The sequence below is a fragment of the Paenibacillus sp. J2L1-98 genome, assembly GCF_056269405.1.
On the sequence record NZ_JBWDNW010000004.1, the window covers coordinates 300,237 to 313,155 of the forward strand.

At 48.2% G+C, this 12,919-nt stretch carries 10 protein-coding genes and 1 tRNA gene; 10 read left to right on the plus strand and 1 reads right to left on the minus strand.

Features of this window, described 5'->3' with window-relative positions:
• Positions 1 to 61: 61 nt before the first annotated feature.
• From AC0YNZ_RS11565 to AC0YNZ_RS11580, 4 genes are all read left to right on the plus strand, one after another.
• A complete protein-coding gene (locus AC0YNZ_RS11565) occupies positions 62 to 949 on the plus strand; it encodes a carbohydrate ABC transporter permease (RefSeq protein WP_475826742.1) in 888 nt (295 codons plus the stop codon).
• 65 nt (positions 950 to 1,014) lie between these two features.
• Entirely contained in the window at positions 1,015 to 2,559 is a 1,545-nt protein-coding gene (locus tag AC0YNZ_RS11570; protein WP_475826743.1) for an ABC transporter substrate-binding protein, read from the plus strand.
• Positions 2,560 to 2,588: 29 nt separating this feature from the next.
• Entirely contained in the window at positions 2,589 to 3,689 is a 1,101-nt protein-coding gene (locus tag AC0YNZ_RS11575) for a Gfo/Idh/MocA family protein (RefSeq protein ID WP_475826744.1), read from the plus strand.
• A complete protein-coding gene (locus tag AC0YNZ_RS11580) occupies positions 3,690 to 4,418 on the plus strand; it encodes a ThuA domain-containing protein (protein ID WP_475826745.1) in 729 nt (242 codons plus the stop codon). It begins immediately after the preceding gene.
• 541 nt (positions 4,419 to 4,959) lie between these two features.
• On the opposite strand, the gene AC0YNZ_RS11585 is transcribed toward AC0YNZ_RS11580, so the two are convergent.
• A tRNA-Arg gene (locus tag AC0YNZ_RS11585) sits at positions 4,960 to 5,036 on the minus strand.
• A gap of 239 nt (positions 5,037 to 5,275) precedes the next feature.
• Here AC0YNZ_RS11585 and AC0YNZ_RS11590 point away from each other — a divergent pair.
• From AC0YNZ_RS11590 to lonB, 6 genes are all read left to right on the plus strand, one after another.
• Positions 5,276 to 6,181: a hypothetical protein gene (locus AC0YNZ_RS11590; RefSeq protein ID WP_475826746.1), complete on the plus strand. Its 906-nt coding sequence runs from the start codon at positions 5,276 to 5,278 to the stop codon at positions 6,179 to 6,181.
• An 89-nt stretch (positions 6,182 to 6,270) separates the two neighbouring features.
• Positions 6,271 to 7,560 carry a trigger factor gene (tig, locus tag AC0YNZ_RS11595; protein WP_475826747.1) on the plus strand — a complete coding sequence of 430 codons (1,290 nt, stop codon included), beginning with the start codon at positions 6,271 to 6,273 and terminating at the stop codon, positions 7,558 to 7,560.
• A 230-nt stretch (positions 7,561 to 7,790) separates the two neighbouring features.
• Entirely contained in the window at positions 7,791 to 8,384 is a 594-nt protein-coding gene (clpP, locus tag AC0YNZ_RS11600) for an ATP-dependent Clp endopeptidase proteolytic subunit ClpP (protein ID WP_056629141.1), read from the plus strand.
• Between the two features lie 16 nt (positions 8,385 to 8,400).
• Positions 8,401 to 9,657, plus strand: coding sequence for an ATP-dependent protease ATP-binding subunit ClpX (gene clpX / locus AC0YNZ_RS11605; RefSeq protein WP_076271649.1), 1,257 nt, complete (start codon positions 8,401 to 8,403; stop codon positions 9,655 to 9,657).
• Positions 9,658 to 9,854: 197 nt separating this feature from the next.
• Positions 9,855 to 10,964: a flavodoxin-dependent (E)-4-hydroxy-3-methylbut-2-enyl-diphosphate synthase gene (gene ispG, locus AC0YNZ_RS11610; protein ID WP_475826748.1), complete on the plus strand. Its 1,110-nt coding sequence runs from the start codon at positions 9,855 to 9,857 to the stop codon at positions 10,962 to 10,964.
• A 244-nt stretch (positions 10,965 to 11,208) separates the two neighbouring features.
• The gene (lonB, locus tag AC0YNZ_RS11615) at positions 11,209 to 12,912 is read left to right on the plus strand and encodes an ATP-dependent protease LonB (RefSeq protein WP_475826749.1); all 1,704 of its coding nucleotides are present in this window, start codon (positions 11,209 to 11,211) and stop codon (positions 12,910 to 12,912) included.
• The last annotated feature ends 7 nt before the right edge of the window (positions 12,913 to 12,919 follow it).

Genomic DNA, 12,919 nt, shown 5'->3' on the forward strand with positions numbered 1-12,919 from the left:
GAGCTGTTACCGCCAAAGGACGGCGACAGCCGTTTACGCTTGGGCAAGGGGGAACAAGGCAATGACTTTACTAAAAAGGAGCCCGCAGTTTATCATCCATCTGTTTTTCGTTCTGTACGCCGCGGCGACGGTCTTTCCATTACTGCTTATATTTATGGTATCCATTACGGAGGAAAAATCGCTTCTGCGCAACGGCTACTCCTTCTTTCCTGAACTGATCGATTTCAGCGCATACGTTTACCTGTTCAATGATTCATCGACCATTATTAACGCTTACGGGGTAACGATATTCGTGACGGTCATAGGCACGGTTTGCGGACTGCTGCTCACGGCGCTCTTCGCTTATCCGATTTCGCGCAAAGATTTCCCGCTGCGGAAAGCGCTGACCTTCTACGTGTTTTTCACGATGCTCTTTAATGGGGGACTCGTGCCTTGGTATTTGGTTTACACGAATGTGCTGAATATCAATAATACGCTGCTGGCGTTAATTATACCAAACCTTCTGATCGGGGGGTTCAATGTACTTATTATGCGAACGTTCTTCACTACGACGATTCCGCCGGAGGTTATTGAATCGGCTTCGATGGATGGAGCAGGCGAGCTGCGTATCTTTTTTCAAATCGTCCTGCGGCTGTCTCTGCCTGTCATGGCGACGATTGGTTTGTTTATGACGCTAGCCTACTGGAACGATTGGTACAACAGCTTGATCTATATTAATGATATTGATATGTACAGTATCCAGTATTTATTGAACAAAACATTAACGGACATACAAGTCGTATTAAATCAGACGACCGGCGCGCTTCAATCGCAATTGCTGGCGAGCGTTCCGACGGAAACGGTCAGGATGGCGATGGCGGTTGTCGGACTTGGGCCGATCGTGCTCGCGTATCCGTTCTTCCAACGCTATATTGTGCAAGGGATGACGGTTGGTGCTGTGAAAGGCTAATTCTGGAGCAAACGGGCCAGTTTAGTATAGATATGATCATTAACCATATTAGGAGGGGTATCACGATGAAACAAAGAAAGGGTCAATACGTTTGGCTGCTCATGGTGCTTATGATTTCACTCATTGCGTCTGGCTGCGGCAATTCGAACGCTCCTGATGTAAGCGGCAATAATAAGGGCGAAGCGGCAAACGCTAACAACGGCGAAGCGGCAGAGAAGAAGCTTGATCCGTACAAAATTGTTCTTGTGCTTCCGGGCTCGCAGCCTAAAGATGAACAGCTCGTTTTGGATAAGGTAAATGTGATTTTGAAAGAGAAAATCAATGCGACGCTTGAAATCCGTTCGATCGATTGGAGTGCATGGGGAGATAAGACGAACCTAATGTTTACATCCAACGAAGCGTTTGATCTTATCTTCTCGGCGGGCTGGAACGGCTTCTCGCAGCAGGTCGGCAAAGGTCAATTTCTGCCTTTGGACGATTTGGTGAAAAAGTATGGCGGAGCTTTCCTAGATACAATCGATCCGGAAATCGTCAATGCTGCCAAAGTAGACGGCAAATTGTACGGAATGGTTGCTAACAAGGAATTTGCGGCTGACAAAGGCTTGATATTGCGCAAGGATCTGGTGGACAAATATAAGTTCGACCTGTCGACAGTAAAAGAATTGGCGGATTTGGAGCCGCTGCTGAAAACCATTAAAGACAATGAACCGGGCGTCACGCCGTTTATCGTGAACGGAGGGGCTTCCCCGAACGCGGCCATCCTTGATTACGGTTATTACGATTTGCTGGGCGACGGTCCGGGAGAGCTTGTCCGCACCGGCGAAGGGCTGAAAGTCATTAGTAAAATCGAAGATCCGAAATATATGGAATACGCAAAGCTGATGCGTAAATGGTATCTGGCAGGCTACATCAATAAAGATGCGGCTACGCTGCAAGATGTCGGCAAAGCTTTAGGCTCAGGCAAAGCGTTTGCCCAAACCGGTTCGTTCAAGCCGGGCTCCAATCTGGAAAACTCCCGTTCGCAAGGGACAGAGTTGGTGGAAATTCAGTTAATGTCGCCGTTTACGAGCACAACGGATGCAACCAGTGCCGTGCTTGCGATTTCGCGCACCTCAAAAAATCCGGAGCGGGCAATGATGTTCGTTAATCTCTTATTTACAGACAGCGATCTTATGAATCTGCTCATTAACGGGATTGAAGGCACGCATTATGTCAAAAAATCGGATAACATCATTGATTTTCCAGTAGGTGTAGATGGCAGCAATACCGGCTACCCGCCTTCTCGAAACTGGATGCTTGGCAATCTTCCATTGATTCATATTTGGGCGAATGAGGATCCGAACAAATGGCAAGCGTATTTGGACTATAACGAGAGCGCCGAGAAATCCCGCGCATTAGGATTTACATTTAACGCGGAGCCTGTCAAAACGGAGATTGCGGCGACCAGCAACGTGGAGAAAGAATACAAAAACGTCATTGTAACCGGATCTGTCGATCCTGAAGAGCATATTCCCGTATTCATTGAGAAAATGAAAGCGGCAGGGATGGATAAAATTATTGCGGAGAAGCAAAGACAGCTGGACATTTGGGCGAAAGCAAACAACAAATAGCACTTATACCGGAAATGGAGAGAAATCATATGAAAGAAATAAGAGTTGGCATTATCGGAATGGGCGGCATGGCAAATTCGCATATGGAAAACATGTCCCGCTTGGAAGGGGTGCGCATTACCGCTCTATGTGATTCGGTAAGTGAGGCTGTAAACCGGGCCGGCGACAAATTAGGCATCCCGGCTGAGCGCAGATTTAATCAATATTCGGATTTGATCGCTTGCGAAGAGGTGGATGCCGTACTATCCATTACGCCGAATGATGTTCATTTCGGGATCGTGAAATGCTGTCTGCAGCAGGGCAAAGCCATTATGACGGAGAAGCCTTTCACCCGCACATACGAAGAAGCCTGCGAGCTGAATCAGCTATATCTTGCTAATCCCATTCCATCAATGGTTGGCTTCTCCTATCGCTATGTGCCTTCCTTCCGCTATGCACGTGATTTGATTAAGCAAGGAAAGCTGGGACAGATCAGGCATGTTTTCGTCCAATATTTACAGTCATGGGGGGTTCCGGTTTACGATACGCCGATGAATTGGCGCTATCGCAGCGAAATTACGGGAACCGGCGCACTCGCCGATCTCGGCTCCCATATGGTCGATGCGGCCCGGTTTATGATTGGTGAATTTGATGAAGTGTCGGCACATATGAAGACATTTATTACAAACCGGCGCGACCCTGCTGCAGGTGCTGAGGGTACGGTAGATGTAGATGATTTCACCGGTTTTCTGGCGACGCTTGATTCGCAGGTAACAGGGGTGTTCCAAACGTCAAGAAATGCATACGGTTCAGGAAACCAGCTTGAATTGACGATTTACGGCGAGTTGGGAACGATATCGGTAGGCTGTGAGCGGGGGAATGAATTAACATGGATACACCCCAATGAGGAGCATCAAGCCTCCGTTGTGACAGAAGTGCAGAGGGTGCCGTCCCGATACGAGCTCACCCAGATGCAGGATTTCTTCGATATGGTGCGCGGCCATGTACGCGAGGAGCTTCCTACGATTGAAGACGGCTATGCTAATCAAGAAGTGCTTGAAGCTATTTATCAGGCTGCAATAAACAAACGGACAGTATCCTTAGAGCAATTCCGGTCCAATCAACTCGCATCAGCAGGAGGAGAAAGATAGATGAAAACTCGCGTTACCGTATGGAACGAATATCGTCATGAACGGACGAATGAAAAAGCTAAGGCCATATATCCGGAAGGCATTCATGCAGTTATCGCACGTTCCTTGGCGGACTACGGCTGCGATACGAAAGGCGCGACGCTGGATGAACCGCAGCATGGGCTTGATGAGCAGACATTGAACAATACGGATGTATTGATCTGGTGGGGGCATATGGCGCATGACGAGGTAGATGACCGAATTGTTGAGAAGGTGCATGAACGCGTTCTGCAGGGCATGGGACTTATCGTTCTTCATTCCGGTCATTATTCGAAAATATTTAAAAAGCTCATGGGTACCAGCTGCGCATTGAAATGGCGCGAGGCGGACGAGAAGGAACGGCTTTGGGTCGTGAACCCGGCGCATCCGATCGCAGCCGGAATCGGTGAATACATCGAGCTTGAGCAGGAAGAGATGTACGGCGAGCATTTTGATATCCCTACTCCCGATGAGCTCGTATTCGTCAGCTGGTTTGAAGGCGGAGAAGTGTTCCGCAGCGGCTGCACCTACTTTAGAGGGCAAGGAAAGGTGTTCTATTTCCGGCCGGGCCATGAAACCTATCCAACTTATCACAATGCGGATGTGATGCGGGTTATTGCCAACGCTGTGCAATGGTGCGGGGCAGCAGGGGGCGCGAAGCCTAATTACGGGCATATCCCCGTTCCGATGGAAGCGATTGTAAGCCGGTAAGCCGGCAAGGCGAAAAGGGCTGTCTCATAAGGTCATTGACCTGAGACAGCCCTTTTAAGGCGTAGATAGAGCCTTGTATCATTAGCTGGAAGACCGAAGAGTGTGAAATAGCCGTCAAACAAGCTGGCACATTTGATTTAATTACATTCCGTGAACTTAATTGAGCGATGTAAAGTTGGCATGACCGAATAGTTCGATTTGCGAAACTAAACCCATTATTTTTTCTTTCGTCACTCAAAAATAAGCAATTAATGCGATGATATAAACTTAAATCGGGCTTTGCTCAAACCTGCTGCGGATTAGTCCGACGAAATGAACCTAATTTCAGCTAGTACTGCCGGACAGTCTGTTTTCGTTCAACTAACCCCGATGAAGCACTGGGAGCGTTCCGCCTTTTCTTGCTTAGCGGATGGTTTGGAGATAAATGTGATATTATATATAGCACCCGGACAGATCTTAACTAGACGAAAAAAACCTCCTTCGAATTTAATGATTGAAGGAGGTTTATGTATTAACAATAGCTTTGTTTGTGAAAAATAAATGGCGTCCCGGAAGAGATTCGAACTCCCGACCGACGCCTTAGAAGGGCGTTGCTCTATCCAGCTGAGCTACCGGGACACAAGAAATAATATAACACATGGTATTGTATTATTGCAAGCACATTTTTAATTTATTAGTTTATTTCATCTAAAATACGGTTTATGAGTTGTTGGCATACTTCATTTGTTTTTTCTTTTGTTTGTACATGGTATAATTGGACGCAAGATTGAATGAATGATCAAACGGCGTGACCATAAGGCGGTGTTATCATTACAACTCCCAACGACACACAAGGCGACAACAAGGATAACGTTTATTTGTTCCCTAGCATGCTGGACCATTATCAGGTACAGTTAACCCGTATGCTAGAAGCGGAGCAATACGGGGAGGCCAAGGAATTGCTGCGCTTTTTGCTGCAATGCCAGGGCGAGGATGCGCGCCATTATGAAGAGTGGGACAGTCTTCTGACATGGCTCGACATGGCCTTTCCCGAAGACGGAAATGGTGAAGACGGTACGGGATTTATTTTAGCCAAGCAAGAGAAGGAGGACGACGAGGCGACAATGCGCGAGCAGCTTCTAAATCCTCCCGACCAGGATGAGGCTTATGTGAATCAAGTGCTCTACATCATGCAAAATCATCCGATGATCGATCAGCAAATACTTGCCCTTGAACGCGCTGTTTATATCCAATCTCCTGATATGAATGATTCCATCAAGAAATGGCTGGTAACTAGCCAGGCACATCCTGTCGTTCAATTTAAGGCGCTCCAATGCTTGCGCAAGCGAGGCGCCACCGGACCGCTAGCCCTGGAGAGATTGGGGGAGACCGTAGAGCTCATACTGGAAGCTACGCCTCTTTCAATGGATGATTTCCCTTCGCCGGTTAATCGGATTTTAGAGCGGACGGAGCAGGTCGCTGAGGTTGATGATCCAACATTGCCGCATTTTGCCAGAGAGTTATGGAAGGAAAGTTTACAGTTTTTGTATGGTACGGCAGCTTATCATTGGATGCTGAGGGAAGACGAGGATACGGTTGATTACTTTGCGGCTGCACTGCATTTGACGCTGCTCCTAACCGTTTACGGCTCGGCGAACGATGACGATATTCGTGATACATACGGCATTACCGAAGGACTAAGATTCCGTTATGAACAAGCGTGCAAAGCATTAAGACAGGTTGCTGTCCTGCAGCAATCACGGGAAGACGAACCAGAGTCTTGATAATCTGGCCCAGCTTGTTTATAATAGAATGGTTTATGAAACGTGATAACTAGAGATGCATGAGCATTTTTCGGAGGGGAAGGCATAAAATGAAAGCAACATGGGAAAAAATAGACAAGAACATCGTGTCAATCGACGTGGAGGTAGAAGCGGAGAAAGTCGCTGGTGCTCTTGATCAGGCATTTAAGAAAGTGGTTCAAAAAGTAAACGTACCTGGATTCCGTAAAGGTAAAGTGCCGCGCGGCATTTTCGAATCCCGTTTTGGAATTGAGAGCCTGTACCAGGATGCAATTGACATTCTGCTGCCGGATGCATATTCCGATGCAGTGAAAGAACATAATCTTGAGCCGGTTGACCGTCCTGAGATTGATGTTGAGCAGTTCGCAAAAGGCGAAATTTTCAAATTCAAAGCAAAAGTTATTGTTAAGCCTGAAGTAACGCTTGGCGATTACAAAGGTTTGGAAGTTGAAGCGGTCGCATCCGAAGTGACGGAAGAGGAAGTTGCAGCTGAGCTGGAGCGTTTGCAGCAGCGTCATGCTGAGCTTTCTGTTATTGAAGAAGGCGCTGCAGAGAACGGCGACATCACGGTTATCGATTTCGACGGTTATGTAGACGGCGAACAATTCGAAGGCGGAGCAAGCGAGCGTTATTCGCTTGAGCTTGGTTCGAATTCCTTCATCCCAGGCTTCGAGGCGCAAGTTGTCGGCATGCAAATCGGCGATTTCAAGGACGTTGAAGTAACGTTCCCTGAAAGCTACCACGCAGAGCATCTTGCAGGCAAGCCTGCTGTGTTCAAAGTGAAGCTGCACGAAATCAAACGCAAAACGCTTCCAGCTCTTGACGATGAGTTTGCCAAAGACGTTAGCGAGTTCGATACGCTTGAAGAGTACAAGCAGGATCTCGTAAGCAAACTGAAAGTGCGCAAAGACCAAGAAGCTGAGCAAGCTCGCGAAACAGCAGTTGTTGATAAAGCTACTGCAGCAGCGGAAGTTGAAATTCCTGAGCCGATGATCGTTTCTGAAACGGACTACATGATCAAGGATTTCGAAAACCGTCTTAAAATGCAAGGCATGAACATGGAGCTGTACTTCCAATTCTCCGGTCAAAACGAATCCGTACTTCGCGATCAAATGCGCGGAGATGCTGAGAAACGCGTTCGCAACAACCTTGTGCTTGACGCAATCGCTAAAGCTGAAGGAATTGTTGCAAATGACGAGGATTTGAACGAAGAGCTTGAGAAGCTGTCCAAAGCGTACAACCGTCCTACCGAGGAGCTTCGTGAAATTTTCACGAAAAACGGCAACCTAAACAGCTTGCAAGAAGATATCGCGCTTCGCAAAACAATCAAGTTCTTGCTTGAAAACAGCAAAACGGTTTAATCGCTCACATAAGCAAAATTAAATAAAACGTTTGTCTCAAGATAAGGCACGTCATTGGTACGTGCCTTATTTTGACCCTACATATGAAAATGTGCTTGCCATGGAGGCTAATCTCCGTACATATCGAACGGCCGTCGTCGTATACTGTATTATCGGAAAAATGACATCACTACGACGACGTGTTACAATAAGTAAGTAACAAAAGTCATAAACGAAAAGAGGTTGGTCGCATGAATCTGGTACCGATCGTAGTCGAACAAACGAATCGCGGGGAACGTTCTTACGATATTTACTCCCGTTTGCTGAAGGACCGTATTATTTTCCTTGGGAGCGCAATCGATGATGATGTAGCAAACTCCATCATTGCACAGCTGCTGTTTCTGGCGGCCGACGATCCGGAGAAAGACATTCATCTGTACATCAACTCTCCCGGCGGCTCCGTGACTGCGGGAATGGGTATTTTTGATACGATGCAATATATTAAGCCTGAGGTGTCCACGATTTGCATGGGCATGGCAGCAAGCATGGGCTCGCTTCTGCTAACAGCGGGTGCGAAAGGCAAGCGCTTTGCGCTTCCTAATGCTGAGGTAATGATTCACCAGCCACTTGGCGGCATAAGCGGTCAAGCTTCTGATATCAAAATTCATGCGGATTGGATTTTGAAAACGAAACAAAAGCTAAATCAAATTTACGTAGATCGCACCGGACAGCCCTATGAAAAAATCGACCGCGATACCGACCGTGACAATTTCATGAGCGCGGAAGAGGCTCTTGCCTACGGTTTGATTGACAAGGTGATTACTGCACCGGTATCGACGATTTAATCGAAGGGGTGATAACATGTTTAAATTCAACGACGAAAAAGGCCAATTGAAATGTTCGTTCTGCGGCAAATCGCAGGATCAAGTACGTAAATTGGTTGCCGGTCCCGGTGTCTATATATGCGATGAGTGTATTGAATTGTGTACCGAAATTGTTGAGGAAGAACTCGGCAACGAGGAAGAGCTTGATCTTAAGGATATTCCAAAACCGAAAGATATCCGCGCCATTTTGGACTCGTATGTCATCGGTCAAGAATTTGCAAAAAAATCGTTGTCTGTAGCGGTATATAACCATTACAAACGGATTAATTCCGGAAGCAAAATTGAAGACGTCGAATTGCAGAAGAGTAATATTTTGCTGTTAGGTCCTACGGGCTCCGGTAAAACATTGCTTGCTCAAACGATGGCGAAAATTTTGAACGTTCCATTTGCTATCGCTGATGCTACCTCGCTTACGGAAGCGGGCTATGTCGGCGAGGACGTTGAGAACATTTTGCTCAAGCTGATTCAGGCTGCCGATTACGATGTAGAAAAAGCGGAGCGCGGCATCATTTATATCGATGAGATCGATAAAGTGGCCCGCAAATCGGAAAACCCTTCAATTACGCGCGACGTGTCGGGCGAGGGCGTTCAACAAGCGCTTCTAAAAATATTAGAGGGTACCGTTGCATCCGTTCCGCCGCAAGGCGGACGTAAGCATCCGCACCAAGAGTTCATTCAAATTGATACGACGAACATTTTGTTCATTTGCGGCGGCGCGTTCGACGGGCTTGAGTCTTTGATCAAGCGTCGTATCGGTAAGAAGGTTATCGGCTTCAGCTCCACAGGCGAATTGCAGAAGGACTTGAAAGCTGGCGAATACCTAACGATGGTATTGCCTGAGGATCTGCTGAAATTCGGACTTATTCCGGAGTTTGTTGGACGTCTGCCGATCATTTCAACGCTTGAGCCGCTTGATGAGCCGGCACTCGTTCGGATTTTGTCCGAACCGAAGAACGCCCTTGTGAAGCAGTACCAAAAATTGCTTGAGATGGACAACGTGAAGCTTGATTTCGAACCGGCTGCACTCGATGCTATTGCGAAGGAAGCAATTAAGCGGAACACAGGCGCCCGCGGCTTGCGTGCGATCATCGAAAGCATCATGCTTGAAGTGATGTACGAGGTGCCGTCACGCGATGACCTGAGTACTTGCTTAATAACCGAACAAACGGTTCAAGAAAAAATTATGCCTGAGCTTACTGCTAAGAAGAGTAAGAAGAAAGAAGAGAGCGCATAAACCAGCGTTCAACGATAATAGAATATAAGTTAACGCTTTTAGCACAGCTTATATTTTCACCGCGAAACGAGCTCTGCCGCCATTTGACGGCTACAGCCGTTTACGCTTGACTACCGTCATTGTTTCCACCCAGCCGCGCGGTTATTTTTGCCGCCAGTCAAAGGGTGGACTTTGACGTTCATGGGAGAGATATGCTTATGTACTTACGTCAAGATACGGCAGCGGTTAAAGTCGGTGATCTTACGATTGGCGGCAGTAACGAAGTTATTATTCAAAGTATGTGCACGACGAAGACTGCGGATGTGGAAGCGACTGTCGCGGAAATATTGCGCCTAGAGGAAGCCGGCTGCCAGGTTGTCCGAGTAACGGTTAATAACAAGGAAGCCGCAGATGCGATTAAAGAGATTAAGAAGCGCATTCATATTCCGCTTGTTGCGGACATTCATTTTGACTATCGTCTGGCGCTTCTGGCTATCGAGAACGGTGTGGACAAGGTTCGGATTAATCCGGGCAATATCGGCCGCCGCGAAAAGGTGGAAGCGGTCGTAAAGGCCTGCAAGGACAAGGGGATCCCGATTCGGATAGGCGTTAATGCCGGCTCGTTGGAAAACCATCTGCTCGAGAAGTATGGCTATCCGACACCGGAAGCAATGGTCGAGAGCGCACTTTTCCATATCGGTATTTTGGAAGAGCTCGATTTCCACGACATTATTGTTTCGCTGAAGGCGTCCGATGTGCCGATGGCGATTGCCGCATACAGTATGGCGGCAGAAAAAATCAAGTATCCCTTGCATCTTGGCATTACGGAAGCCGGTACGCTGCATACCGGCACCATAAAAAGCTCGGCAGGCATCGGCGCATTGCTGGCGCTTGGAATCGGCAATACGGTACGGATTAGCCTTAGCGCTGACCCTGTTGAAGAAGTTAAAGTCGCCCGCGAGCTGCTGAAAACTTTCGGACTTATTACGAACGCGGCAACGCTGGTTTCATGTCCGACATGCGGTCGCCTTGATATCGATCTGTTCTCCATTGCCAATGAAGTGGAGGATTATATTGCCAAAATTAAAGTGCCGATTAAAGTTTCCGTGCTCGGCTGTGCCGTTAACGGCCCCGGCGAGGCTCGCGAGGCGGATATCGGTATCGCAGGCGCTAGAGGAGAAGGCATGCTGTTCCGTTACGGTGAAATGATTCGTAAAGTGCCGGAAGCAGAGCTTTTGAATGAACTTAAGAAGGAAATCGACGAAATCGTACGCGTGTTTGAAGCGACCGGTGAAATTCCAGGCCGCAAGCATCATACACCGGCCTAACCGGATAAAAGGTTTATTTGCGTCAGGTATAGACGTGAGTAAGCCTTTTTTTTGTTCTTTTAACGCGGTTCGCCCGCTTCCTTTCCAGGCTCGGGAAAAATAACTGCACTAACGGTTATTACCACTTTGTAGGGGCAATACTATCAATTACGGATGCTTATTACGGATAGGTTGCTTATATGAACATAAGCCTGTACTACTAAGACGGCTTCAGCCGTTTTCGCTTGAGAGGAGCGGATTGTTAATGAGTTTAAGTGTTATATTGATGTTGATTCAAGTTTTTTTCGCTGTCGTTATTGGCTTGTATTTCTGGAACTTGCTGCGCAATCAGAAGACGAACCGCTCAGCCGTTGACCGTGAATCACGGAAGGAGATGGACAAGCTGCGGAAGCAAAGGAGCGTATCGCTCACGAAGCCTCTTGCAGAGAAGACCAGGCCGCAGGCGCTGCAGGACATTGTGGGGCAGCGTGATGGACTGCGTGCCCTGAAGGCGGCGCTGTGCAGCGCTAACCCGCAGCATGTCATCATCTATGGTCCGCCGGGAGTCGGGAAGACGGCTGCTGCGCGTGTCGTGCTGGAGGAAGCGAAGAAAAATCCTTCCTCGCCATTTTTGCCGGAAGCCAAATTTACGGAGATCGATGCGACAACTGCGCGTTTCGACGAGCGTGGTATAGCCGATCCGCTCATCGGCTCGGTGCATGACCCGATTTATCAAGGAGCTGGAGCAATGGGCGTAGCGGGCATTCCGCAGCCTAAGCCGGGTGCCGTTACGAAGGCGCATGGCGGGATTTTGTTTATTGATGAAATAGGTGAATTGCACCCGGTTCAAATGAATAAATTATTAAAGGTGCTGGAAGACCGTAAGGTGTTTCTGGAGAGCGCCTATTACAATTCAGAGGATTCGAATATACCGGTGTATATTCATGATATTTTCCAAAATGGCCTGCCTGCTGATTTCCGTCTTGTCGGAGCGACAACGCGTTCGCCGCAGGAGATTCCGCCAGCCATCCGTTCACGCTGCATGGAGGTATTCTTCCGTCCGCTGCTTGCTGAGGAAATTGGATTGGTTGCGGAAAATGCAGTTAAGAAAATCGGCTTTGCGCCTTGTCCAGAAGCGATTGAAGTCGTCAAGCGTTATGCGACAAACGGACGTGAAGCGGTAAATGTCATTCAGCTTGCAGCTGGCGTCGCTTTATCGGAGAAGCGTGACAGCATTTCTGCGGGCGATATGGAGTGGGTCGTGAACAGCAGCCAAATTCCGCCCCGTCCCGACCGCAAGGTGCCGGAAGCGCCGCAAATCGGCTTCGTGAACGGACTTGCCGTGTACGGACCGAATATGGGGACGCTGCTTGAAATTGAAGTGAGCGCAATCCCCGCTGCTGCCGGGAAGGGGCAGTTCACCATTACCGGTGTCGTTGACGAGGAAGAGCTGGGAGGCGGCTCACGTACGCTCAGAAGGAAAAGCATGGCAAAAGGTTCAGTGGAAAATGTGCTAACCGTATTAAGACGCATTGGGCTCAACCCGCAGGACTTCGATTTGCATATCAATTTTCCCGGGGGCACGCCAATCGATGGTCCGTCTGCCGGTATTGCAATGGCTACGGCTATTACATCAGCGATTAAAGGTATTCCGATCGATAACAAGCTGGCGATGACCGGCGAGGTTGGCATTCATGGAAACGTTAAGCCCGTTGGCGGCGTATTAGCTAAGGTTGAGGCGGCATTCCAAGCCGGTGCGAAGACGGTCATTATCCCGAGGGAGAACTGGCAGGCTGTTTTCGCGGAATTGGAAGGCCTAAAGGTCATTCCGGTTGAAAAAGTGGAGGAAGTGTTCAAATATGTGTTTCCGGGTGCTGAGGTGTCTCCTGTTCGGGTGGAAGCACCGCTCGGAACAGATCTTTTTATCGCATCTGCCGTTCCATATTTGCAGGCTGATTCCGTAGAATGATAAACTA